We start from the raw sequence: 23328 nt of genomic DNA, 5'->3' as shown, positions 1-23328 counted from the left end.
ATTTTAATTCAGAATGATTCCGATTTATATCTATTTGAATTATAGTACAGCTTATTATAGTTGTAAACCAATCTGCCTAAAATATATCATTTTTTTCAAGAAACCTTACTATTATAACAAAAAGCAGAGAAAAATTCTCTGCTTTCGAAAAATATTCCTATAAAATGAAACCTTAATCAGATGAGGCCCTCTCCTACCGATTATTTACCCTCAAATAGCGGGATACATGTTTTAGTGAATAGCCGATTTAAACTTACCACCATTTGTCTCTTGCGTACTCATAATCGTAACAAACGCATTCGCATCAATTTCATACACAATTGATTTTAACTTTGTCACTTCTAGACGCGTTACAACTGCATAAATAACTTCTTTTTCTTTATCCGTGTAACCGCCTTTCGCTACAAGCTTTGTAGTTCCACGACCAAGACGATGCAAAATCGCATTTGATACTTCCTCATATTGATCTGATACAATTAAAACTGCTTTCGTTTCATCTAAACCTTGAATGACTGTATCAATTGTTTTAAAGGCAATATAATACGTCATAACAGAATACATAGCTTGTTCAACACCAAATACAAATGCTGCCCATGCAAAAATGAATAAGTTCACAAACATTACAAATTCGCCAACAGAGAAAGGTAATTTCTTCGTTAATAAAATACCCATAATTTCTGTTCCGTCCATTGATCCACCATGACGAATAACGAGCCCTACACCAATACCTAAAATAAGACCACCAAACACTGTTGCTAAAATTGGCTCTGTTGTAAATGGTGGAACAGCATGTAACGTTGATTCAATAAATGCTAAAGCTACAATACCGAACGCTGAAGATAGCATGAACGTTTTTCCAATTTGCTTATAACCCGAATACATAAATGGGATATTGAGAATAACGACTAAAGTAGAGAAACTTAACCACCAAATATTAGGAGTAAGATAATCTAATATAAGAGAAATACCAATAATTCCACCATCAATAATTTTATTTGGCATTAAAAATAGTTCAATTGCTACCGCTGCGCATGCTGCCCCAAAAATAATCATAACTAAACGATAAATAAGATGGATAACACTTTCTTTTCGATGTTGCTTCTGCTCCATAGATCCTCCCTATACTCTTTTTCTATAGTTTTGTCCTTATATTATAACATACGCTTCTTTTTCTCATGAAAAAAGAAACTCTATACGAATATGTACAAGCTACGCACTCATATATTTCGATAGAAGAACGTATGAAGGAGGATAACTCGATGAACCTCATTAAACAACTTGTAAATAAAAAATTAAATCATATTTCTACAAAAGAGTTATTGAAATATAGCAAAGAATATGAAGTCTCTATTACGACTGCACAAGCTGATCAAATTGTTTTACTTATGAAAGGAAAGAATATTAACATTTACGATAATGACGAACGACTAGAGCTCTTAAAACAAATAGCAAAAGTAACCTCCCCTGCTACTGCCCAACAAGTAAATACTTTATTTCAACAACTACTAAAATAAGGAGGGGAAAATCCCCTCCTTATTGCTTATTGCGCTTTAATTTTCTCAAGAATTCCTTCATCAAATGTACCATTTTTCAGCATTTCGATTTCTAATTTATATGGTGGTTTCTTATCTTTTTTATCTTCACCTACATATGGCGTTTCAAGAATTTTTGGTACGTGCATTAACTGTGGATGATGCACAATATGATGTAACGCTTTATAACCGATATGACCGAATCCGATATTTTCATGACGGTCCTTTCCTGCGCCGCGTACATTTTTACTATCATTAATATGAAGTACCTGCAAACGATCGATACCAACAATCTTATCGAATTCGTTTAATACGCCGTCAAAATCATTTACAATATCATATCCTGCATCGTGCGTATGACACGTATCAAAGCATACTGATAATTTCTCATTATATTTTACACCATCAATAATCTTTGCAATTTCTTCAAAGCTACGACCGCATTCTGTTCCTTTTCCTGCCATCGTTTCTAACGCAATATTAACCGTCTGTTCTGGCGTTAACACTTCATTAAGCCCTTTAATAATTTGTTGAATTCCAGCATCCGCTCCTGCCCCAACGTGTGCACCTGGGTGAAGAACGATTTGTTTCGCCACACCTAATGCCGATGTTCTTTCAATTTCCATGCGAAGGAAGTCTACACCTAATTGGAATGTTTCTGGCTTCGTCGTATTCCCAACATTAATAATGTATGGCGCATGTACGATAATTTCCTCAATACCGTTTAGTTCCATATGTTTTCTTCCTGCTTCTATATTCAATTCTTCAATTGGTTTTCTTCGTGTATTTTGCGGCGCACCTGTATAAATCATAAACGTCGTTGCACCGTATGAAACAGCCTCTTCACTTGCTGCTAATAACATTTTCTTACCACTCATGGAAACATGAGATCCAATCTTTAACATACAATCACCTCTTCAATATACAATAGATATAATGATAGCATAATTTGTAGAAATATGTAGTGAATTGTTTGTTCCTAAAACACTACGCAAATTGTAACTAGCTACACTGAAACTTTAATCAATGTTTTTTCCATTCCCCAATGATTATTATCCCGCAAATAACCAGATAAAAAAAGATAAGGGGGCTCCCCTTATCTTTTTTTATTGCTATATTTCTTCTTCACTTTGTCACGTTCTGTTGCAAGTTTACGTTTATAGTTTGGTTTTACTTTTTTCGGCTTTTTAATAACTTTTGTTGCCATAACGTCAAGTTCATCATTTGGTTTTTTACGGCTCTTACGACGACGACGTTCACCTAAATCCGCCCACTCATCTCCGCGTAAATCTACATGCTTGAACTCAATATGACGTTGTTTTTCTAAACTATCTAACGCTTCTTCGTTTGCTGGATCATAAATCGTCACTGCAATACCTGAATGCCCTGCACGTGCTGTTCTTCCAACACGGTGAACGAAGAAATCTAAGTCTGATGGAAGTTCGTAGTTAATAACATGACTAATTCCTTCAATATCAATACCACGTGCTGCTAAATCAGTTGCAACAATATATTGGAATTCAAGGTCACGAATTTGTTTCATCATTTTTTTACGATCACGCGGTGATAAATCTCCGTGAATTCGTCCAACTTTTAAACCACGTTCCATTAATCCGTCAGCAACCTGATCCGCCATCTTCTTCGTATTCGTGAAAACAACTGCTAAATACGGTTTAAATTGTAGCAACATTTTGTTCACTAAATCGATTTTGTTACGATGTTTAGAAGGTACTAAATAATGTTCAATATTCCCTGCCGCAACTTGTTTTGGATTGATATGAATATGCTCTGGATTCTCCATATATTTCTTCAGAAACGGTTTTAGTTTTTGAGGAATTGTTGCAGAGAAAACTAGCATTTGCAAGTTTCTAGGCATGCGTGATGCAATTTTGTCTACATCATGAATGAATCCCATATCAAGCATTAAGTCTGCTTCATCGACAATAATTGTATTTGCTTTATGAACAAATAGCGCTTGCTCTTCTACTAAATCTTTAATACGTCCTGGTGTTCCAACTACAATATGAGGTTGTTTTTTCAACTTTTCAATTGATCGTTGTTTATCAGTTCCACCAATTAAACAACGTGCTGTAATCATTTGATCTTCCGCACAAAACTTTGTTAATTTCACGATTTCTTCGTAAATTTGTTGTGCTAACTCACGAGTAGGCGCTGTAATAACAAGTTGTACTTCTTCACGACTTGCATTAATTCTGTTCAATGTAGGAAGTAAGTATGCATGTGTTTTCCCAGAACCTGTTTGGGATTGTCCAATTACACTTACACCTTTTTTCACGACCGGGAAAATTTTCTTTTGAATTCCTGTCGGCTCTGTAAAGCGTAGTTCACGAACTGCATCTATTAAAAATGGTTTAAAATCATACTGTGTAAAAGTTTGTTGTGTCATAAGTTACACCTTCTTTCTAAATTTCTACTGCGCGCACAAATCAGTCAAGTCTACATTATATCGAAATCTACAAGTAAAATCCATCTTTAGTTTAGGTTTTTACTTCAAAAACTAACCTTCTTCCCTCTTATTGCATATTGTATGTGTATATACCTAACTGAAGAAAGGAGGATTTCTCACATGTTTCCAAAATCCCCTACAAGGCAAATGTATCCGAATCCAGGACAGCAACCTTATACACCATATCCAATTCCACAGTTACCACCGATGGCACAAAAAAAGAAAGGATTCCTTGCTAAACTCTTTAAAAAACACGACCCAACCGAGCCTTTCATGCAAATGGTTCCACCTTATCGACAAATGGAAGGACCGCCGCCAATGATGCACCAACACCAGCAACCGCCGCCCCAATATCAACAACAATACCAATACCAACAACAATACCCGCAGCCATACTCACAACAATATCAACCATACATGCAGCAACATCCAGAGCAAATGATCCCCCCTCAAATGTATGAATCAAATGAAACGCGCAGCGGTGCAGCAACTACAGCATCATCAAGTAGTGGCATCGGCAGTTTTTTTGCGAATTTAATTTCAAATCCAACTAATATGATAAACAATATTGAGAAAGTATCCCAAGTCGTTCAATCTGTAAGCCCTGTCGTCGAACAGTACGGTCCTATTATGCGTAACCTACCAAGCATTGTTAAAATCCTCACCTCTGGAAAAAGTACGGAAGAAGATTCAACTGAAGATCAAGCTGAAGACATAGCAGAAAAAGTTGAAGTAGCAACTCCGCCTCCTCCACAAAAAAAAAGAAAAAGAAAAAAAATAGTGATTGAGCCTGTCATAGAAAAAGAATTACGAGAGGAGCCTGTTCAAAAAATAGCAACAAAACCAAAACTATATGTGTAACAATCCTTTGTTTTCTATCCACTCCTCCTTTATAATGTAAAAGACTATGCACAAAAGTATCCCTTGTTTAGAAGGAGAGGATTACTCATATGAAAATTGTTAAAATTTCCCCTCGTGGTTATTGCTACGGTGTTGTGGACGCGATGGTTATTGCACGTAACGCCGCATTAGATACATCATTACCAAGACCTATTTATATTTTAGGTATGATTGTTCACAACAAACATGTAACAGATGCATTCGAGGAAGATGGCATCATTACATTGGACGGTCCAAGTCGATTAGAAATTTTAGATAAAATCGAATCTGGTACTGTTATTTTCACTGCACACGGTGTTTCTCCAGAAGTTAAACAACGTGCAAAAGAAAAAGGTTTAACGACAATCGATGCCACTTGTCCAGATGTTACAAAAACACATGACCTTATTGAAGTAAAGAAAGCTGAAGGTTACCATGTCATTTATATCGGCAAAAAAAATCACCCAGAACCAGAGGGCGCAGTTGGTATTGCACCTGACATCGTTCACCTTATCGAAAGAGCTGATGATTTAAAAACACTAGAAATTCCAACGGATAAAATTTTAGTTACAAATCAAACAACGATGAGCCAATGGGATGTTCAGCATTTAATGGAGGACATTCAGAAGAAATTCCCAACAGCAGAATTCCATAAGGAAATTTGTTTAGCAACTCAAGTGCGCCAAGAAGCGGTCGCTAAACAAGCTGATGTTGCAGACTTAACAATTGTTGTCGGTGATCCGAAAAGTAACAACTCAAACCGTTTAGCACAAGTATCACAAGAAATCGCTGGTACGAAAGCATACCGCGTTGCAGACGTAAGTGAGATTAAATTAGAGTGGCTACAAGGTGTAGAAAACGTAGCTGTTACAGCAGGTGCTTCTACTCCAACTCCAATTACGAAAGAAGTTATTGCTTTCTTGGATCAATATGACCCAATGAATCCCGCTACGTGGGAGAGAGTTCGAAAAGTACCGTTACAAAAAATATTACCTCGTGTAAAAGTGAAAAAAGAACAATAATAAAAACCGTTGCCTATATGAGCAACGGTTTTATTTTTCTTATACAAATGTAAATGGATCTGTATGTAATTGCGAAGCATGAATGTGTACATTGAGTTTCTTTGCATCCACTTTTTCTTGTAATTGCTTTTGCACACCTTGCTTCATTACTTTTTCAACGTTATGTCCTGGGTCAACTATATTTAAACCGAGCATCATTGCATCATGAGCAACATGATAATACATGTCACCTGTTACATATACATCCGCTCCTTTAAATTTAGCTTGATTGATGTATTTATTACCATCGCCACCAAGTACAGCTACTTTGCGCACTTTATCATCTAATTTCCCAACAACTCGTGCACCCTTTACATCTAATGATTGCTTTACATGTTCTGCAAACTGTCCAAGTGTCATTTCTTCTTGTAAGTATCCTATTTTCCCAAGCCCTAATGTTTCGCCTTTGTTATCAAGTGGATACACATCATACGCTACTTCTTCATATGGATGTGCTGTTACCATTGCTTTAATCACTTTTCGCTGTAGTGAAGCTGGAATAATCGTTTCGATTCGCACTTCTTCTACGCGCTCTAACTGTCCAGTTTCCCCGATATAAGGATTTGTCCCCTCTTGAGGTACAAACATACCTGTACCCTCACTACTAAACGTACAGTGGCTATAATTGCCTATATGACCAGCACCTGCGTCTCCTAATGCTTTTCGTACTTCTTCTGCATGAGTTACTGGCACAAACACAACAACTTTTTTCATTTCTTCTGCATATGTCGGTGCCAAAACTTCTGTATTTTGCAATCCTAATGCCTCAGCAAGTAAATCATTTACCCCACCCTTGGCAACATCCACATTTGTATGCGCTGCATAAATAGCAATATCATTTTTAATACACGTTTCAATAATTCTTCCGTACGCTTTATCTGTATGAATCGCTTTTAACGGATTAAAAATTAAAGGATGATGCGCAATAATGACATTCGCTCCTAATTGAATCGCTTCCTCCACAACTTCCTCCGTTACATCTAACGCAATCAATACGTGCTGTACAGATTTATTAAGCGCTCCAATCTGCAGACCAATCTTATCTCCTTCCATCGCCAAATGCTTCGGATACATACTTTCAAATAAAGAAATAATTTCATGGCCGTTTGGAATTTTACTCATGATAAAACCTCCCCTATCATTTTCATTTTCGCTTCTACTTCTGCACGTTTCGCTTTTGTTTCTTCAGAATCAGCCGCACGCTCTAACTGTTTTAAAATATTTTGGAAGTTTTTTAATTCTCCTTCCCATTTCTCAACGAAAGCTTCACCTTTTTCTTTTATTAAAAATGGACCCATAAACAATTCAGCTTGTTTATTTTCAGAGTAAGGCATTACGATGTTTCCACGCTCTCCTACTAAGATCTCGTAAATTTTCCCATCTTCTTTTACGATTTTTTCATGGATAAGCTCCCATCCATTTTCAATAAACCATTCACGGATGTGATGCGCTGCAATATTCGGTTGTAAAATTAAACGTGTTACACCTTCTAATTTTTCTTTACCACTTTCTAAAATGTCACGAATTAACGCTCCGCCCATTCCGGCAACCGTAATTACATCCACTTCTCCTGGCGCGATAACAGCTAATCCATTCCCTTTACGCACATCCACTTTATCTTGTAAGCCACTTTCAGCTACAGTTGCTTGTGCAGAGCGAAATGGTCCATCTACAACCTCTCCTGCAACTGCTTTTGTAGCAATATTATTTATAATTGTATAACACGGTAAATACGCATGATCCGATCCAATATCAGCAACTGTAGATCCTACTGGTATTTCACGCACAACTTCTTCTAATCGTTTTGAAAGCTTTACTTCATTCATGTATTTCCATTACTCCTTCTCTTGTCAGTCTGTCTCCATGATAATGAATTTATAGTAGTTGTTGCAAGCCCATAACAACAATTCACTTCTCTATCACTCATCGTATTTTAGAAAATATAGAAAAACAAGCCCTTTGCATAAGCAAAAGGCTTGTCATACGGAACTTTATTTTTTCTTCGACAACCAATCAGCTACTTTAGCCGCTTGATCAGCTGGAACTATATTTGGCGGCATATTTCCTTTTCCTTTCGAAATAACTTCTTGAATCTCTTCTTTCGAAAGTTTCCCACCAATCTTTTGTAAATTAGGCCCTACTGCCCCTTGTAACTGGTCACCATGGCAGCTCGTACAGCTTTGCTTCACAATATCCTCTGGCTTCGATGCTGTTTGCGCTGGCTTCCCGCCATTTTTTGCATCAGCTAACTCTTTAGATTTATTTAGCCCCTGAAATGAAAATACAAACATAACGATAATACCTAATGCTGCAATAAGAGCGAACGGAATCAGCGGATTACGTTTCATATCTCTTCTCCCCCCTCTATACCCCTAAATAGTTAGATGATTCAGTCATTTCCATTGTACTTGAAAACGCTCTATCAGAAAAGAGTAAACTACTAATCGTTAAAAATATTCCATAAATTCAGTTTATTGTTTTTTATTGTTATATCGCTTATTATTTCGATAATTATTAACGTTTCTCATCATATTTTTCACTTTTCTACATATATTTTTGTATAGAATAAACAAAATTAATCGAAAAATCGAAAAATGAGCATTTGCAAATCAAAAGACAATTCTGTAAAATAAATTACAAGAAATTGTAATCGTTGCCGATAGCTAAAGTTTAACAAAAGTTAACAAATTAAAAAAGTTTACTTCACAAAGGTGAAGTAAACTTAAAAAGAACCTATTCTAAGAAATCCTTAAGACGCTTACTACGGCTTGGATGTCTTAATTTACGAAGTGCTTTTGCTTCAATTTGACGGATACGTTCTCTTGTTACGCCGAATACTTTCCCAACTTCTTCAAGCGTACGAGTTCGTCCATCATCTAAACCAAAACGAAGACGTAGAACATTTTCTTCACGATCTGTTAGTGTATCTAACACATCTTCTAATTGTTCTTTTAGCAATTCATACGCTGCATGGTCCGCAGGCGATGTTGCTTCTTGGTCTTCAATGAAATCACCTAAATGGGAGTCATCTTCTTCACCAATCGGTGTTTCAAGAGAAACTGGCTCCTGTGCAATTTTTAAGATTTCGCGTACTTTTTCTGGAGCAAGATCCATTTCTTCACCAATCTCTTCAGGAGATGGTTCGCGTCCTAAATCTTGTAATAATTGACGTTGCACACGAATTAACTTATTAATCGTTTCAACCATATGAACTGGGATACGAATTGTTCGTGCTTGGTCTGCAATCGCACGTGTAATCGCTTGGCGGATCCACCAAGTTGCATACGTACTAAATTTGAAACCTTTACGATAATCGAACTTTTCAACCGCTTTAATTAGACCCATATTCCCTTCTTGGATTAAGTCTAAGAAAAGCATACCACGGCCCACGTAGCGCTTTGCAATACTTACTACAAGACGTAAGTTTGCTTCTGCAAGACGACGTTTCGCTTCTTCATCGCCATCTTCAATACGCGTTGCAAGTCGAATTTCTTCTTCTGCAGATAGTAAATCTACACGACCAATTTCTTTTAAATACATACGAACAGGATCATTGATTTTAACCCCAGGTGGTACACTTAAATCATTAAGGTCGAATTCTTCTTCTGTTTTTGAAATTTGACGATTGTTAGGACCTTCTTCGTTGTCATTGTCACCAACTAAGTCAATCCCTTGTTCACCTAAATATTCATAGTATTCATCCATTTGATCGGATTCAATTTCAAATCCATTCATGCGTTCTGCAATCTCTTCATATGTAAGAACGCCACGTTTTTTTCCGAGCTCAGTGAGTTGTTCTTTCACTTGCTCAAGGGTCATTTCAGTTTCAATTTGTTTAGAACGAGCTGGTTTGTCAGCCATCTGTTCCCCTCCTTACGCGAGATACAAACATTCATTATACTAAAAATTTATCAAAAAAGCTATTTTCTCGCTTTTTGATTTTGTAAATATGCTACATAATATTTAGCAGCCTCTACAGGATCTGTTTTTTCCATTTGTTTTATCTTAAATATGATTTCCGTCTTTTCAAGTTTTTCTTGATGACGTCTAAGCGTCTCCAAATGGCCTTGTAACACTTCTTCTGTGTATTCTGGATTAATAAATTCATCCGTCGAAATATCAGTGATAATATTTTTCAACTTCTCATCAGAGAGCCAACTTAAAAATGTTCCGACTGAAGGTTCATTTCCCTTCTCATAATATGCGTATAGTTCATATAAAATCCCTTTATGTTCCTCTGTGTGAAAATCTTCTATGTGGGATTCCATACGAACAGCCACTTCTGGACTTTGCAACATATGGTAAATAATTTCTCTTTCTGCCCTTTCAAAACCTGTTAACTTCGGTTTTGTTTGAACAATTTGAGACGGCTTAGAAACCTGCTTTACTTGTTTTTGCTGTACCTTTTGTTCTTTGCGATATTGGTGCAATTGATTCAAAAGTGTTTCCATTGAATACGAAAATTCTTGCGATAATGACTTCAAATATGATTCTGCCTGCATCGCATCCTGTAGCAACGATAACTCTTTTAAAACACTTTTCACATATTCTTCTTTGCCAGACTCATCTTGCAAATTTTTCCCTAAACGCAAATAATTTATTTTAAAACCAACAAAACTTATACTTGATTTCACAAGATTTTCAAAAGCAGTTGTCCCATATTGTTGCACATATTCATCAGGGTCAAGCTTATCTGGCAAGGATGTAACTTTCACTTGGCAACCAACTTTTAGCAATAATTGCCCTGCTTTCATCGTTGCTTCTCGCCCTGCTTTATCACCATCATAGCAAAGAACAACAGTTTCAACGTTACGTCGCAGAAGTTTTGCTTGTTCTTCAGTTAAAGCTGTTCCCATTGTCGCAACAGCTTCTTCCACACCACTTTTTACCGCAGCTAGTACGTCGGCATATCCTTCAAAAAGGACCACTTGCCCACGTTTTCTAATAAACGGCCTCGCTTGGTGGAAGTTATACAACAATTTACTTTTATGAAAAATTGGTGTTTCAGGGCTATTTAAATACTTCGGAGTATCATCTCCTAGCGCCCTTCCACTAAACGCTATCACTTTACCTTGTAACGTAGAGATTGGAAACATAACCCTTCCACGGAAGCGATCATAATGACTACCATCCTTCTCGCTTCTTATGAGAAGACCAGCTTGTTCCATACTAGACAGCGATAAACCTCTTTTTTGTAAAATTTTCGTTGCTGCATCCCAAGCAGGTGATGCATAACCAATTTCAAACTTCTCAATCATCTCTTTCGTAATACCACGTTTTAACAAATACGAAAGTGCTTCATTTCCTTCTTCTGTATTTACTAATAAATGATGATAATACTTTTTCAAAAGTTCATGAGCCTGTTGCATGATGACAGTGTCATCAGATATGTCTTCTTGTTGTCCTTGCCCTGATGTATACTCTGCAACCGCAATTCCATTTCTTTCACCTAGCTTTTGAACAGCCTCGGTAAAAGCCAATCCTTCCATTTTCATTAGAAAAGAAAATACATTTCCACCTTCTCCACATCCAAAGCAATGAAAAATTTGCTTATCCGATGAAACAGAGAATGAAGGAGAATTCTCACCATGAAATGGACAAAGGCCGAAATAGTTACGCCCCTGTTTTCTAAGTTGAACGTATTCACCAATCACTTCTACAATATCCGATGACGTCCGAATCTGTTCAACAACTTCTTCGGGAATTCTGTTCCCCATAAATCCATCTCCGTGTCGTATTTTGTATTCGATATAAATTAAAAAATTCCTTTATAATTCGACAATATTTTTTCTAAACTTATTAGAAAGTGTTGTCGATCACGTTATCAAACGATTTTGCAGGCCTTTTTCTGCGTAATTTCGCAGATACGTACCTACTATATAAAATTGTATCCATTTGCTCACCTGTTACAAATGTACCTCCTGGAGACAATACATATACACTTTTTTTACAAGAAGACTAGCAAGCACCATATCCTATGTGATCACGAGATCTGTTTCTTTTGCATGTTGATACATATAAAAAATCAACTTTAGCTTATTCAGCATCTACATAGATCCAATTTTTCTTGCTACTTCCTTAAACGATGAGCATACGATGTGACAAACAAAATTTCGACATGAACTTTCGTTCCAACTTGCACAATTTTCAGCATTCACAGGATATGCATCTGCATCAACTAATACGATATTGATGTTTTGCATATTTCTGTATTCTACATCCCTTCTGCGAATCCTTCCATAATGTGCGTTTTCTTGTATAGATTTTGTCGATTTAACGTAATTACATGTCTTTTCGTAAATCCTATCCCTAGTTTATTCTGAAAAATTAAAGTCTAAACGTAAAATATAGGTTTTTATCACAATTTTTTATTATAATATATTTTCTTCAACTGCGCTACATATCCCTTTATTTTTTCATCTTCTATTTCAGGATAACGAAACCATGCCTTTTGCATAATAAAAAGACAGAAGAATATAAGTATAACCACTCAACTATAATCTATTACGAAATCAACAAGCATTGTGTTTTTCATGAGCGAAAAAAGCACATTCACCTTTGGTAAATGTGCTAAAACAATTTTTGGTTTTGCACTGCATTCACAATAATGTTAGCTGTTTCTTCAATCGCTTTATTCGATACATCAATTACTTGACAATCTATTTTACCGACTACATTCTCAAAGTGATCAATTTCTTCTTTGATACGATTAATATTGGCATATGTTGCACCGTCACTTAATCCAAGTGATTTCAATCGCTCTTTTCGAATATGATTCAACTTATCTGGCGTAATTTTCAAACCAAAGCATTTTTCTTTAGCCACTTGATATAATTCTTCAGGTGGATCTACTTCTGGTACGAGCGGTACATTGGCAACTTTCAAACGTTTGTTATGAGCTAAATATTGAGAAAGTGGTGTTTTTGATGTGCGCGAAATCCCAATCAACACGATATCTGCTTTTAAAATACCACGTGCGTCTCTACCATCATCATACTTTACAGCAAACTCAATCGCTTCAATCTTTTTAAAGTATTCTTCATCTAATCTACGAACAACACCCGGCTCATATCTTGGTACTTGCCCTGTAATTTCTTCAATCTGATCGATAAGAGGCCCGATAATATCATATGCCTCTACGCCTTCTTTCGCGGCTTCTGTCACTAAATACTGGCGCATGTCAGGCTTTACTAAAGTGAAACAAATAAGTGCTTGATTGCTCTTAGCAATTGAAATCACTTCTTTTAATGTCCCTGTATCTTCTACATACGGTACACGTCTAATATCAGGAGCGAATGGGAATTGCCCCATCGCTGCTCGAACAACCAAATCAGCCGTTTCTCCAACAGAATCAGATACGACATATACGATTTTATTATCCATTACATTACCTCACTTTAAACAAATTACACTTATTCGTTATTTACTAAGTTTACAAACGCACGTGTAATATTTGTTTTTGTAATTCGTCCAATCACTTCTAAACCTTGTTTCGTATCTTTGACAACTGGCATCGCATCAATCTGTCTTTCTATTAATTCCATCGCAATATCATATAAAGAATCTTCTCTACGACACATCGCAATGTTTGGCATCCTTGTCATGATAATATTAACCGGAAGAGAGGTTAAATCCTGCTTTCCTAGGCTAGCTCGTAATAAATCTTTACGAGATACAACGCCAACTAATAGAGTCGATTGATCTACAACGAATAATGTACCTACGTCCTCTAAAAACATCGTACAAATCGCATCGTATACTGATACATTTTTATCAATTACAGCCGGTCTAGATTGATAATCTTGTACTTTAATTTTCTTAACAGCTTCAGATAATAGCTGCCCCCCAGTTTTACCCGTATAAAAATAACCTACGCGTGGACGCGCTTCTAAATAACCAGCCATCGTTAAAATTGCTAAGTCTGGTCTTAGCGTTGCACGTGTTAATCCTAATTGCGCAGCAATTGACTCCCCTGTAATAGGACCGTGATCTTTTACAATCTGAATGATATGTTCTTGCCGTTTATTCAGCTCTATGATAATCACCACCTTCAGTGCACAACGAAAAAAGTTATACTATCTCTTAAATATTATATACTAAATATGCTATTTGAAAAAGATAGGATGTAAAAAGGGCCGTATACGGCCCCAAATTATATTTGAAACTTATCAAGTTGTTCTAAGAAACGTCTTGATTTCAAATAAATCCCGCAATATTCATCATAATATGTATTCAATACTAAACGCATTTGTTTTTTTGTGCTATCCTTCACTGATACATTCCCAAGTCTATGTAAATCGAAGTGGTAGAAAAGACGTAATAATTTATGAACAGCCTCCCCCACTGGTATACGATACTGGTCTTGCTCTGCATGACGCGAGCACAGAAAACCGCCTTCTCGGACAGAGAAGGCGACAAAATCTGTTTCTTGATGACAAATCGCACATGTATCAAAATACGGGCGCATCCCTAATACCGGAAGCATTTTCGTTTGATAAATTAGTGATAATACTTCTGAATCAACACCCTCACACATATAATGCAACGTTTGATATAACATTTCAAATAAATATGGATTATGTTTTTTATCTTCTGTTGCTTTATCAGTTAACTCAACAATAAATGATGCATAAGCAGTTAAAAATATATCCTCGCGAATTTCTTTCATAGTTGAAATAATCTCGCCTTGTTGTAAAGTTCCAAGTCCAGATCCCATTTGAATAAGAAAATTACCATGTGTCATAAGTTGCGAAACAGATGCTAACCGGCTTTTCGGTTTTTTCGCTCCTCTTGCCATTGCACTTACCTTACCCAATTCTCTTGAGAATATTGTAACAATCTTGTTCGTTTCTCCGTAATCTGTCGTACGGATAACGATGCCCTCAACTTTTTGAAACATGTTCGTCACCATCCAAGGTTTGAACAAAACGGGTCAAGAAATTGGAGAGTCTAGATGCGCTAGCTCCTCTTCATGTTGATCCATCTCATCGTTTACGTCTTTTTCCATTTCTTTCAAAAGCAAGTACGTTTCAATGCTTCCTGTTTTGGAGAAAAACTTCCAGGTAAAATCTAGCATAAGAATCCACCTTTCTCAATAAGCGTAGCCTATAAACCAATTTCCTTTGTTGTTATTAAATTGACCCATTTTGTCCATTTTCATGTGAGAAAAATTTTTCCTAATTTATCAAAACTCATAAAAACCAATAATCAGCGGATGAACAAAACATCCGCTGATTACAGCTTTACTCTATTTTAGTACTCGTCTTCGCGGAAACCAAGGTCACGAAGCTGAGACATTTTATTACGCCAATCTTTTTGCACTTTTACCCATACTTCTAAAAATACTTTAGAACCAAGTAATGCTTCAATATCAAAACGTGCTCGCTTACCAACTTCTTTTAACATCTTCCCTTGTTTTCCGATAATAATCCCTTTTTGCGATGGACGTTCCACAACAATCGTTGCATTGATATAAACTGCCCCGCCTTCGCGTTTTTGAATTGCATCAATAACAACCGCTACAGAGTGCGGCACTTCTTCACGTGTTAAATGTAATACTTTTTCACGAATAAGCTCTGAAATAATAAATCGCTCTGGATGATCCGTTACTTGATTATCTGGGTAGTATTGTGGTCCTTCTGGTAAATACTTTTTAATTGTTCCAATTAAAGCGTCCACATTATTACCGTCTAATGCAGAAATCGGTACAATCTCTGCAAACTCATATAGTTTACGGTATTGATCAATTAACTCTAATAATTGCTCTGGATGAAGTTGGTCGATTTTATTAATTACTAAAAATACTGGTTGTTTCGTTTCTTTTAATTTCTCAATGATAAATTCTTCACCACGACCAAATCCTTCAACTGCATTGACCATAAACAGAACAATATCAACTTCTTTTAATGTCGTTTGAGCCATCTTCACCATGAAGTCGCCTAATTTATGTTTAGGTTTATGTATTCCTGGTGTATCAATGAAAATTACTTGTGAATCATTTTCTGTATATACGCCTTGAATTTTATTACGAGTTGTTTGTGGCTTGTCACTCATAATGGCAATTTTCTGGCCGATAATACGATTTAAAAATGTAGATTTCCCAACATTCGGTCTGCCAATAATAGAGACAAAACCTGATTTATAACCTTTTCTATTCATGTAAATCCTCCGCTAAAAATGCTCCTGGCAACAATTCTCCGACTGTCGTCTCTTGAACGTCACCATGTAAATTTGATAGGTATACTTTCGTATCCTGTTTACATAATTCTACCATAACTTGTCGACATGCTCCACAAGGAGGTACCGGACGCTTTGTATCCGCCACAATCGCGATAGCTACAAACTCTTTATCTCCTTCAGAAACTGCCTTAAATAAAGCTGTTCTTTCTGCACAGTTACATAAGCCATATGATGCATTCTCAACATTACATCCACGATATACTTTTCTATCCTGTGTTAATAATGCTGCACCTACTTGAAATTTAGAATATGGTACGTACGCTTGTTTACGCGCTTCGATTGCTTCTTGAATTAATTGTTCACTATTCATATTCCCGCATCCTTCCTGTCCACAGCTGTGAATAGATACACTCTCTGATTAAAGGCCTTTACGGCACTTCCAAAGCTTAATAAAAGCTTTGGAATGCAACTATACCACATACGGCAAAAAGATAATAGCACCAATTATAACGGCTATTATCGCAAACAATAAAACCGCTCCGGCTGCGACATCCTTTGCAATTTTCGCAAACGGATGTATATCGGTAGTCGCTAAATCTACTGTTTTTTCCACAGCCGTATTTACCATCTCTAAACTCATTACAATTCCTATTACAATAAGTAATACCATCCACTCTACTTTCGTAATATGGAAATAAAAGCCGCAGCATATAACAATGACTGCGGCTAAATAATGAATTTTCATATTTCGTTCATGACGAAGACAAAAGAATATACCTGCTATAGCATATCCAAAACTATTTATAAGTTTTCCTTTTTTCATCGACCTAATCCAAATGCCTCTAAAATTTCTTTTTGTCTTCCAAACATTTCTTTTTCATCCTCTTCTGTCATGTGGTCATAACCAAGTAAATGTAAAAAGCCATGTAACGCTAAAAAGCCAAGTTCACGATCAAAAGAATGTCCATACTCTTCAGCTTGTTCTTTCGCTCTCGGAATAGAAATAATAAGGTCACCTAACATACGAGGCATCTCTGCACCTACAATTTCCATTTCTCCTTCTCCCATTTCTTCCATAGCAAAGGAAATGACATCCGTAGGCTGATCCTTATCTCGGTAATCACGATTAATCTCGCGAATGCGTTCGTTATCTACAAATGTCACTGATAACTCCGCACCATCCTCTATTTTTTCCATTTGAGCTGCTTTTTCTAATATCTCACGAATTAAATTCACATATTCTTCTTTCACTTCTTCTGTTTCATCAATGAAATCAATTAATAAACTCATTCTTTCTCCTTCTCTTCCGGTGGTTCCGGATATGTAATACGCGAATGGAAAATACCATTTAACGTTTCACATAACGTTTTTCCAACGATTTGTAGTTCCTTAAACGTCAAATCACATTCACTAAATTGCCCATCTTGCAGGCGATCTTTAATAATACTTTGTACTAAATTATTTATTTGATCTGGCGTTGGGTGATTCATAGAACGTACCGCTGCCTCAACACTATCAGCAATACCAACAATTGCCGACTCTTTAGAAGTTGCTTTTGATCCCGGATAGCGGAACATCTCTTCTGTATATTTTTCTTTATCTTCTTTAATCGCCTTATAATAAAAATATTTAAGTAATGTTGTACCATGGTGTTGTCCCGCAATATCGATAATCTCTTGCGGAATATGGTATTCTTCGAGCATTCTGACTCCATCTGTTACATGAGCAATGATAATATCTTTACTCGTCACAGGATCTAATTTATCATGTGGATTTTCAATTCCCATCTGGTTTTCAATAAAGAATTGCGGTTGTACTGTTTTTCCTACATCATGATAATAAGCCCCTACACGTGCTAATACACCATTTGCTCCAACGGCTTCACATGCTGCCTCAGAAAGATTCGCTACCATTACACTGTGGTGGTATGTCCCTGGCGCTTCTAACAAAATTCTACGTAAGAGCGGGTGATTCGGGCTTGATAGTTCCATAAGCTTCATGCTTGATACAATTCCAAGTCCACTCTCTAAATATGGTAATATCCCCATCGCTAAAACGGATGAGATAATCCCTGAAACGGAAGCCATCAATAATTGTGTTCCAATTTCAAGAGGTGAAAAATTCCCATTACGTAATAATAATAACGCCGCTAAGACGACTACATTTAAGATAGAAACGAGTATACCAGCTTGCAAAATCATTGTACGACGATTTTTTTCTCGTAAGAAAATGCTTACTGATAATGAACTTAGTAGCACATAAATACCTACACTATAATTCAGTGTACTTGTTACTCCTTCATTAAACATAATACTTCCGCACACAGAAAAAATCATACTTGTTAAAAATACAAATCGATCGCCAATCATTAGTTTTACAAGTATTGTTCCCATCGCAACTGGGACAACATACGCAATTCCTGCATATTCAAGCTTTTGAAACAAACTAATCGTTTTCATTAAAACAATCGTGATAGACAAAATTGTAATATACGCTAAAATATACGGTCTATCTTCTCTTTTACGCTGTAAAAATACTTCAAACTGCTTATGCATAAAGTACAGTAACACACCAATGAGCACCGCTAATCCAACATAAGGCTGAAAACTATTACCTTTCTCTAATAAACCGACTAATTTCAACTGATTATACATATCACTTGAAATTGTTTCACCTTCTCTAACAATAACTTGTCCTTGAAGAATATAAACAGGTGGAACTAAATCTTCTTCCGCTTTCTTCTTCTCTTTCGTTACAGCCGGATCATAAAAATAATTTGCTGTAATCGCATATGATCCTAGCGCATTCACAGCTTCCTTCAATCCGCTATTCACATTGAGGCTTTTCATTTCATTAACAAATCGCTCTTTTGCTGCTATTTCTTCGGACATTTTAATATTTCCACCCATAATAACACTAACAGACGTTAGAGCCGCGTTCTTTGCTAATTCTAATTGATCCGGTTCTGCATTAATAAAGTATAATAAATTCTCATCAGATAATTCTTTTGTTAAATTAGATGGTAACTTCTTCTTCAACTTTTCTAATTTATTTGCATCGGTCATCTTTTTTTGCTCTTCAGGTCCAGCAGCTTTCATCTCTTGAATCACTTCATTTACCTTAGCAAAAACATCATTTACAATATCTACTCTATTTTGTTTATATTCACTTCTATATGTATATTGATCTCCCACTTTTTGAGCGGCCTCTTGTTTTTTTCTGTCCGTTATAACCTTATCTTCAATTTTAATAGGAGAATGAATTGTTTTTTTCGCAATAGAATACATATCAACATCTAATTGCTCTGGTTTTACATTATTCATAAGTGCAAAAAACAGCACTGCTCCTAACAAAACGTAAGAAATCCAACTTAGTTTTTTCGAATGTTGTAAATTACGAAACCACTTAGAAATTTCTTGAGCTCTTAACATGATTTCAATACCTTCTCCTCTCCAGAAATAAAGTGAAACTATTTATAGCTTTCATTTCTTCTAGCCAACGATACTTTTAGATAACATTTTGATACATCAGTACCTATAGTTTATTTCTCTTATCTTTTATGATAGTAAAAAATATGCCGTTCGCCAACCTTAATACAAAAAGAAATGATCCTGACAAATAGGATCATTCCATTTTATCATATGCCTCAATAATACGTTGCACCAGCGGATGCCTCACAACGTCCGTTTGTTCTAATGTAATGAACGAAAGACCCGATACACCAGATAAAATGTTAGAAGCTAGCGAAAGCCCTGATTTTACCCCTTTTGGTAAGTCTACTTGTGAAGGGTCCCCCGTAATAACCATTTTAGAACTAAAACCCAATCTTGTTAAAAACATTTTTATTTGTGCACCCGTTGTATTTTGCGCTTCATCTAAAATAACAAATGAATCATCAAGCGTACGCCCTCTCATATAAGCAAGAGGCGCGATTTCAATTACGCCTCGCTCCATCATACGTTGCGTATATTCTTGTCCAAGAATATCGTGCAACGCATCATACAATGGACGTAAATACGGATCTACCTTCTCTTTCAAATCTCCTGGTAAAAAGCCTAAACTTTCTCCAGCTTCTACAGCCGGTCTCGTTAAAATAATTTTCTTTACATACCCTTGCTTTAAAGCTCTCACAGCCATTACTACAGCTAAGTATGTTTTCCCAGTCCCAGCAGGTCCTATTCCAAATACAATATCATTCTTCTTCATTGCATGAATATATCTTCTTTGCCCCATTGTTTTTACACGAATGGATTTACCTTTTGCCGTTTTAAAGATTTCTTCTTCATATAACTCTTCAAATTGAGCAATATTCCCTTGTTGCGCGAGCTGAATTGCATACGCAACATCTCTTTCTGTAATTGATACACCTTTTCGAATAACAACAAGTAATTGCTGTAAGATTTTTTCTACGAGTGCCACAGTTTCAACCGCTCCAGATGCATGAACAGTTTCACCTCTAGTTACAATCGATACATTCAGTTCCCGTTCAATTACTTTCAAATGAGCATCATTGACTCCAAAAAGAGCGATTGCTTCGTTAGTATTTTCCAATTGTTGGTTCATTTCTACTAATTGTTCTGCCATTACTCAGTCTCCTTGAATATCGGATTCGGATATTGGTTGTGGCTCTGCAATATTTTCGATCACAGTATAATGCAATGTAACTTTTAGTTGATCCGCCTCAACCTCTTTACTCAAAATCTTATCACTTACAATCATAGCATGTTCATCCAATTTTTTCTTTAGTTCTTTTTCTGCCATCTCTTTCGCTACTTTCATTGCCTGTTTTTCTGTATATTCCCGATTCGCTTCTTCCTCTTCTCGCACAATATCTTTTTCGTACGCGATCGGCAGTGTAAAACCAAATAGTTTCACATCGTGTTTTACACTTTCAGTACGAGAGCGTTTATACTTATCATGTTGAAATCCCCATATTTTTATTTTCGTACTCCCAAATGTAAGGTAATGCTCATTATATGCATTGCCAGTATATACTTGAAATTGCGTCTTTAGTGGCACATTCACCTCAGATGTGTACCACGTTTCTCCATATACAATACCTTTGGCCGAAACAATCGTCGGACTCTCCTCATTACCGTATATCCCTGATACGAGAAGCTGTCCTTTTTCGACATGGTCATTTTTCAAGACAACTGGTTTTCCTACTTCAACAAATGTTTTTGTCACAATCGCTTCTTTTTTTGCTACTAAATTTTGCGGCCTTTGTTCCTTTTCTTTTTTTGGCTCGTTCTTTTCAACAATTTTAAAATGGTACGTCGTTCCTCTTATTTCTAGTCCCGCCCAAGTAATCGCATTAATATTGTCCGTCAAGTGACGCTGCACATCTTCTACATTAGGCATCTGGAATTGTAATTTTCCTTTTTTAATACCCATTTTGTCCAATTCTTTCATCAATATATATTCTGTTTCAGGTTTCGCTCCTGTAATTTCAATTTTCCAAACCATATTGGATAATGCAATCATGCCAAAAAAGAAAATTAAAAAACCAATTAAGAATCCACTATTTTTAATTAAACGCTTATTCAAAAAAGGAAAACCGTAACGCCCAATAAAATATAGTTTACATTCATTTTTTCTATAAATTGGTTTTATTTTCTTCACATCTCGTAATAACATACAAAAAACTAACGTTTCATCAGCAATCTTCTTAACATCCCAAACTAATAATTTTCTACGTACACATTCGTTAACGAACCGTTCCGCTCCTCTACCTTCAATTCGTACTTTTACATATCCAAGCCACTTTATAAACCATTTATTTTTCATCTACTATCTCCACTACCTTTCCAAAAGTATACACACTACTTTTTTCACTTTAATTAGCAAAATAGCTCGTACGAAAATGAAATAAAGAGTTCTACCACCCATAAATAGCGTGATAAACTGACTAGTAAGGTCGAATCACGAAAATAACGAAGAAAAACTTCACATATGGAAGTTTCCCTCACTCCTCTTTTTTTTCGTTTTCTAAAAACGTCACTTGCTCAATTATCCCTTCAAGCAAAAGTTCTTCTGGAAGGATTGTTTTAATAATAAAAGATTGCCCTTTAATTAATAATTGACCGTGCTTTAATAACAATCTTACTTCTTTATCTGAAAACACTAATAACCCCCGATGATTTTCTATATAGATATGCACTTGCCCAACAAGCGTGATCCGAGGTAGATCCATTAGCACATCCACTGGCAGGTCTATTTGCTTTGTTAACCAATTCTTCATTTGTTCTAATTTTTTCATCTCAAAAGACCCCCTCTCATCCCATATGTATGAAAAAAGAGCTTGTAATATCACGTCCAAACTGAAAAAAAGCATAAAAAAACGTCTCATACGAAATGAGACGTTTTTTTATGCTAATAGCTGGATAACCAACTTATTCACAAGTGATCCGTCTGTTTTACCTTTTACTTTCGGCATAACAGCAGTCATCACCTTACCCATATCTGCTTTAGAAGTCGCACCAACTTCAGAAATAACTTGCTTAATTACATTCGCTAGTTCTTCTTCTGTTAATTGCTCCGGCAAATATGCGCTTAAAATCTGAATTTCACTTTGCAGTTTATTAACAAGGTCTTCACGACCAGCTTTTTTAAATTCAAGGAGGGAGTCCTTATACTGTTTTACTTCACGAGCTAAAACTGTTAATTCCTCTTCTTCTGTAAGAGTATGTTGCAGTTTAATACCTTCATTTTGTAAAGCAGCCTTAACCATACGAATAACGGTTAATTTTTCTTTTTGTTTATTCTTCATCGCTTGTTTCATATCATCGTTTAAACGACCGAGAAGACTCATAACTTACACCCTCTCTTAGAATTTACGCTTTCTTGCCGCTTCAGATTTCTTCTTACGTTTTACACTTGGCTTTTCATAAAACTCGCGCTTTCTTGCTTCAGCAAGTGTACCAGTTTTAGAAACCGATCTTTTAAAACGGCGAAGTGCATCCTCCAAAGACTCGTTTTTACGAACGACTGTTTTTGACATTCTCTTTCCCTCCCTCCGAAACATCACACTTACATACTAATTTCAGCATGCAAAAAGAAACCCTTCTTCAGCATGTCTTTTACGATTATAATACATTTTATCACTTCAGGTCAACTATTTGGCAGAATAAAAGAAGAATAGATGCCCTTCCCTGTTCAAAAGCTATGTAGATAGCTATTATCCTTTTCCTCTGAAGACAACTATATTTTT

The 23328-nt window shown here is 36.1% G+C and carries 26 protein-coding genes; 3 read left to right on the top strand and 23 right to left on the bottom strand.

What is annotated here, in order from left to right:
• Positions 1-231 precede the first annotated feature (231 nt).
• Complete coding sequence (locus tag ACXVYO_RS20955) at positions 232-1110, bottom strand: YitT family protein (RefSeq protein WP_000435956.1); 879 nt, start codon at positions 1108-1110, stop codon at positions 232-234.
• 149 nt (positions 1111-1259) lie between these two features.
• On the opposite strand from ACXVYO_RS20955, the gene ACXVYO_RS20950 reads away from it, so the two are divergent.
• Positions 1260-1514: a DUF2624 domain-containing protein gene (locus ACXVYO_RS20950; RefSeq protein WP_001048965.1), complete on the top strand. Its 255-nt coding sequence runs from the start codon at positions 1260-1262 to the stop codon at positions 1512-1514.
• A gap of 26 nt (positions 1515-1540) precedes the next feature.
• Here ACXVYO_RS20950 and ACXVYO_RS20945 read toward each other — a convergent pair whose 3' ends face one another.
• A complete protein-coding gene (locus ACXVYO_RS20945) occupies positions 1541-2437 on the bottom strand; it encodes a deoxyribonuclease IV (protein ID WP_000912459.1) in 897 nt (298 codons plus the stop codon).
• A gap of 191 nt (positions 2438-2628) precedes the next feature.
• The gene (locus tag ACXVYO_RS20940; protein ID WP_458468385.1) at positions 2629-3939 is read right to left on the bottom strand and encodes a DEAD/DEAH box helicase; all 1311 of its coding nucleotides are present in this window, start codon (positions 3937-3939) and stop codon (positions 2629-2631) included.
• 180 nt (positions 3940-4119) lie between these two features.
• On the opposite strand from ACXVYO_RS20940, the gene vrrA reads away from it, so the two are divergent.
• Positions 4120-4860 (top strand): VrrA/YqfQ family protein, encoded by a 741-nt coding sequence (gene vrrA, locus ACXVYO_RS20935; RefSeq protein WP_458468384.1) that lies wholly within the window; start codon positions 4120-4122, stop codon positions 4858-4860.
• An 89-nt stretch (positions 4861-4949) separates the two neighbouring features.
• Positions 4950-5900: a 4-hydroxy-3-methylbut-2-enyl diphosphate reductase gene (locus tag ACXVYO_RS20930; protein WP_458468383.1), complete on the top strand. Its 951-nt coding sequence runs from the start codon at positions 4950-4952 to the stop codon at positions 5898-5900.
• A gap of 39 nt (positions 5901-5939) precedes the next feature.
• Here the strand turns inward: ACXVYO_RS20930 and ACXVYO_RS20925 are convergent, their stop codons facing one another.
• The 20 genes from ACXVYO_RS20925 to rpsU all read right to left on the bottom strand — a co-directional run bounded on the left by ACXVYO_RS20925 (position 5940) and on the right by rpsU (position 23118).
• Positions 5940-7061: a Nif3-like dinuclear metal center hexameric protein gene (locus tag ACXVYO_RS20925; protein ID WP_458468382.1), complete on the bottom strand. Its 1122-nt coding sequence runs from the start codon at positions 7059-7061 to the stop codon at positions 5940-5942.
• A complete protein-coding gene (locus tag ACXVYO_RS20920; protein WP_458468381.1) occupies positions 7058-7765 on the bottom strand; it encodes a tRNA (adenine(22)-N(1))-methyltransferase in 708 nt (235 codons plus the stop codon). Before ACXVYO_RS20920 ends, ACXVYO_RS20925 begins: the two co-directional genes overlap by 4 nt.
• A gap of 165 nt (positions 7766-7930) precedes the next feature.
• Positions 7931-8287: a cytochrome c550 gene (gene cccA / locus ACXVYO_RS20915; protein ID WP_000828147.1), complete on the bottom strand. Its 357-nt coding sequence runs from the start codon at positions 8285-8287 to the stop codon at positions 7931-7933.
• Between the two features lie 385 nt (positions 8288-8672).
• Positions 8673-9800 (bottom strand): RNA polymerase sigma factor RpoD, encoded by a 1128-nt coding sequence (gene rpoD / locus ACXVYO_RS20910; RefSeq protein ID WP_000764063.1) that lies wholly within the window; start codon positions 9798-9800, stop codon positions 8673-8675.
• 59 nt (positions 9801-9859) lie between these two features.
• Positions 9860-11656: a DNA primase gene (gene dnaG, locus ACXVYO_RS20905; protein WP_073516535.1), complete on the bottom strand. Its 1797-nt coding sequence runs from the start codon at positions 11654-11656 to the stop codon at positions 9860-9862.
• Between the two features lie 330 nt (positions 11657-11986).
• Positions 11987-12142, bottom strand: coding sequence for a hypothetical protein (locus tag ACXVYO_RS20900; protein WP_175562452.1), 156 nt, complete (start codon positions 12140-12142; stop codon positions 11987-11989).
• 367 nt (positions 12143-12509) lie between these two features.
• Positions 12510-13322 carry a pyruvate, water dikinase regulatory protein gene (locus tag ACXVYO_RS20895; protein ID WP_000368939.1) on the bottom strand — a complete coding sequence of 271 codons (813 nt, stop codon included), beginning with the start codon at positions 13320-13322 and terminating at the stop codon, positions 12510-12512.
• Positions 13323-13351: 29 nt separating this feature from the next.
• Positions 13352-13984 (bottom strand): helix-turn-helix transcriptional regulator, encoded by a 633-nt coding sequence (locus ACXVYO_RS20890; RefSeq protein ID WP_000583755.1) that lies wholly within the window; start codon positions 13982-13984, stop codon positions 13352-13354.
• Between the two features lie 107 nt (positions 13985-14091).
• Positions 14092-14838, bottom strand: a complete 747-nt coding sequence (gene recO, locus ACXVYO_RS20885) for a DNA repair protein RecO (protein ID WP_000487012.1) — start codon at positions 14836-14838, stop codon at positions 14092-14094.
• 33 nt (positions 14839-14871) lie between these two features.
• Positions 14872-15015 carry a YqzL family protein gene (locus ACXVYO_RS20880; RefSeq protein WP_000883924.1) on the bottom strand — a complete coding sequence of 48 codons (144 nt, stop codon included), beginning with the start codon at positions 15013-15015 and terminating at the stop codon, positions 14872-14874.
• 176 nt (positions 15016-15191) lie between these two features.
• A complete protein-coding gene (era, locus tag ACXVYO_RS20875; RefSeq protein ID WP_061677310.1) occupies positions 15192-16097 on the bottom strand; it encodes a GTPase Era in 906 nt (301 codons plus the stop codon).
• The gene (locus ACXVYO_RS20870; protein ID WP_458468380.1) at positions 16090-16488 is read right to left on the bottom strand and encodes a cytidine deaminase; all 399 of its coding nucleotides are present in this window, start codon (positions 16486-16488) and stop codon (positions 16090-16092) included. The genes era and ACXVYO_RS20870 overlap by 8 nt, the downstream gene beginning before the upstream one ends.
• 99 nt (positions 16489-16587) lie before the next feature.
• Positions 16588-16941 carry a diacylglycerol kinase family protein gene (locus ACXVYO_RS20865; protein ID WP_000715483.1) on the bottom strand — a complete coding sequence of 118 codons (354 nt, stop codon included), beginning with the start codon at positions 16939-16941 and terminating at the stop codon, positions 16588-16590.
• Positions 16938-17408: an rRNA maturation RNase YbeY gene (gene ybeY, locus ACXVYO_RS20860; protein WP_000054689.1), complete on the bottom strand. Its 471-nt coding sequence runs from the start codon at positions 17406-17408 to the stop codon at positions 16938-16940. The genes ACXVYO_RS20865 and ybeY overlap by 4 nt, the downstream gene beginning before the upstream one ends.
• Positions 17405-19549 carry an HD family phosphohydrolase gene (locus ACXVYO_RS20855; protein WP_458468379.1) on the bottom strand — a complete coding sequence of 715 codons (2145 nt, stop codon included), beginning with the start codon at positions 19547-19549 and terminating at the stop codon, positions 17405-17407. The genes ybeY and ACXVYO_RS20855 overlap by 4 nt, the downstream gene beginning before the upstream one ends.
• A gap of 193 nt (positions 19550-19742) precedes the next feature.
• Positions 19743-20702, bottom strand: coding sequence for a PhoH family protein (locus ACXVYO_RS20850; RefSeq protein WP_458468378.1), 960 nt, complete (start codon positions 20700-20702; stop codon positions 19743-19745).
• A gap of 3 nt (positions 20703-20705) precedes the next feature.
• Positions 20706-21905 carry a sporulation protein YqfD gene (gene yqfD / locus ACXVYO_RS20845; RefSeq protein ID WP_458468377.1) on the bottom strand — a complete coding sequence of 400 codons (1200 nt, stop codon included), beginning with the start codon at positions 21903-21905 and terminating at the stop codon, positions 20706-20708.
• Positions 21906-22083: 178 nt separating this feature from the next.
• Positions 22084-22377 (bottom strand): sporulation protein YqfC, encoded by a 294-nt coding sequence (gene yqfC / locus ACXVYO_RS20840; RefSeq protein ID WP_000732264.1) that lies wholly within the window; start codon positions 22375-22377, stop codon positions 22084-22086.
• 108 nt (positions 22378-22485) lie between these two features.
• Positions 22486-22929: a GatB/YqeY domain-containing protein gene (locus ACXVYO_RS20835; RefSeq protein ID WP_000054579.1), complete on the bottom strand. Its 444-nt coding sequence runs from the start codon at positions 22927-22929 to the stop codon at positions 22486-22488.
• A 15-nt stretch (positions 22930-22944) separates the two neighbouring features.
• On the bottom strand, positions 22945-23118 hold the full coding sequence (gene rpsU / locus ACXVYO_RS20830; RefSeq protein WP_000048061.1) for a 30S ribosomal protein S21: 174 nt from the start codon (positions 23116-23118) through the stop codon (positions 22945-22947).
• Between the last annotated feature and the right edge of the window lie 210 nt (positions 23119-23328).

Source organism: Bacillus sp. BC08 (assembly GCF_054326875.1).
Note: the sequence above shows the minus strand (reverse complement) of the source record. Positions and strands in the feature narration are given on the sequence as shown.

Bases quoted from the DNA above. Each gene is read 5' to 3' on its own strand.
- ACXVYO_RS20955 (WP_000435956.1), bottom strand. From the start codon at position 1,110: ATGGAGCAGAAGCAACATCGAAAAGAAAGTGTTATCCATCTTATTTAT.
- ACXVYO_RS20950 (WP_001048965.1), top strand. From the start codon at position 1,260: ATGAACCTCATTAAACAACTTGTAAATAAAAAATTAAATCATATTTCT.
- ACXVYO_RS20945 (WP_000912459.1), bottom strand. From the start codon at position 2,437: ATGTTAAAGATTGGATCTCATGTTTCCATGAGTGGTAAGAAAATGTTA.
- ACXVYO_RS20940 (WP_458468385.1), bottom strand. From the start codon at position 3,939: ATGACACAACAAACTTTTACACAGTATGATTTTAAACCATTTTTAATA.
- vrrA (WP_458468384.1), top strand. From the start codon at position 4,120: ATGTTTCCAAAATCCCCTACAAGGCAAATGTATCCGAATCCAGGACAG.
- ACXVYO_RS20930 (WP_458468383.1), top strand. From the start codon at position 4,950: ATGAAAATTGTTAAAATTTCCCCTCGTGGTTATTGCTACGGTGTTGTG.
- ACXVYO_RS20925 (WP_458468382.1), bottom strand. From the start codon at position 7,061: ATGAGTAAAATTCCAAACGGCCATGAAATTATTTCTTTATTTGAAAGT.
- ACXVYO_RS20920 (WP_458468381.1), bottom strand. From the start codon at position 7,765: ATGAATGAAGTAAAGCTTTCAAAACGATTAGAAGAAGTTGTGCGTGAA.
- cccA (WP_000828147.1), bottom strand. From the start codon at position 8,287: ATGAAACGTAATCCGCTGATTCCGTTCGCTCTTATTGCAGCATTAGGT.
- rpoD (WP_000764063.1), bottom strand. From the start codon at position 9,800: ATGGCTGACAAACCAGCTCGTTCTAAACAAATTGAAACTGAAATGACC.
- dnaG (WP_073516535.1), bottom strand. From the start codon at position 11,656: ATGGGGAACAGAATTCCCGAAGAAGTTGTTGAACAGATTCGGACGTCA.
- ACXVYO_RS20900 (WP_175562452.1), bottom strand. From the start codon at position 12,142: ATGCAAAACATCAATATCGTATTAGTTGATGCAGATGCATATCCTGTG.
- ACXVYO_RS20895 (WP_000368939.1), bottom strand. From the start codon at position 13,322: ATGGATAATAAAATCGTATATGTCGTATCTGATTCTGTTGGAGAAACG.
- recO (WP_000487012.1), bottom strand. From the start codon at position 14,838: ATGTTTCAAAAAGTTGAGGGCATCGTTATCCGTACGACAGATTACGGA.
- ACXVYO_RS20880 (WP_000883924.1), bottom strand. From the start codon at position 15,015: ATGCTAGATTTTACCTGGAAGTTTTTCTCCAAAACAGGAAGCATTGAA.
- era (WP_061677310.1), bottom strand. From the start codon at position 16,097: ATGAATAGAAAAGGTTATAAATCAGGTTTTGTCTCTATTATTGGCAGA.
- ACXVYO_RS20870 (WP_458468380.1), bottom strand. From the start codon at position 16,488: ATGAATAGTGAACAATTAATTCAAGAAGCAATCGAAGCGCGTAAACAA.
- ACXVYO_RS20865 (WP_000715483.1), bottom strand. From the start codon at position 16,941: ATGAAAAAAGGAAAACTTATAAATAGTTTTGGATATGCTATAGCAGGT.
- ybeY (WP_000054689.1), bottom strand. From the start codon at position 17,408: ATGAGTTTATTAATTGATTTCATTGATGAAACAGAAGAAGTGAAAGAA.
- ACXVYO_RS20855 (WP_458468379.1), bottom strand. From the start codon at position 19,549: ATGTTAAGAGCTCAAGAAATTTCTAAGTGGTTTCGTAATTTACAACAT.
- ACXVYO_RS20850 (WP_458468378.1), bottom strand. From the start codon at position 20,702: ATGGCAGAACAATTAGTAGAAATGAACCAACAATTGGAAAATACTAAC.
- yqfD (WP_458468377.1), bottom strand. From the start codon at position 21,905: ATGAAAAATAAATGGTTTATAAAGTGGCTTGGATATGTAAAAGTACGA.
- yqfC (WP_000732264.1), bottom strand. From the start codon at position 22,377: ATGAAAAAATTAGAACAAATGAAGAATTGGTTAACAAAGCAAATAGAC.
- ACXVYO_RS20835 (WP_000054579.1), bottom strand. From the start codon at position 22,929: ATGAGTCTTCTCGGTCGTTTAAACGATGATATGAAACAAGCGATGAAG.
- rpsU (WP_000048061.1), bottom strand. From the start codon at position 23,118: ATGTCAAAAACAGTCGTTCGTAAAAACGAGTCTTTGGAGGATGCACTT.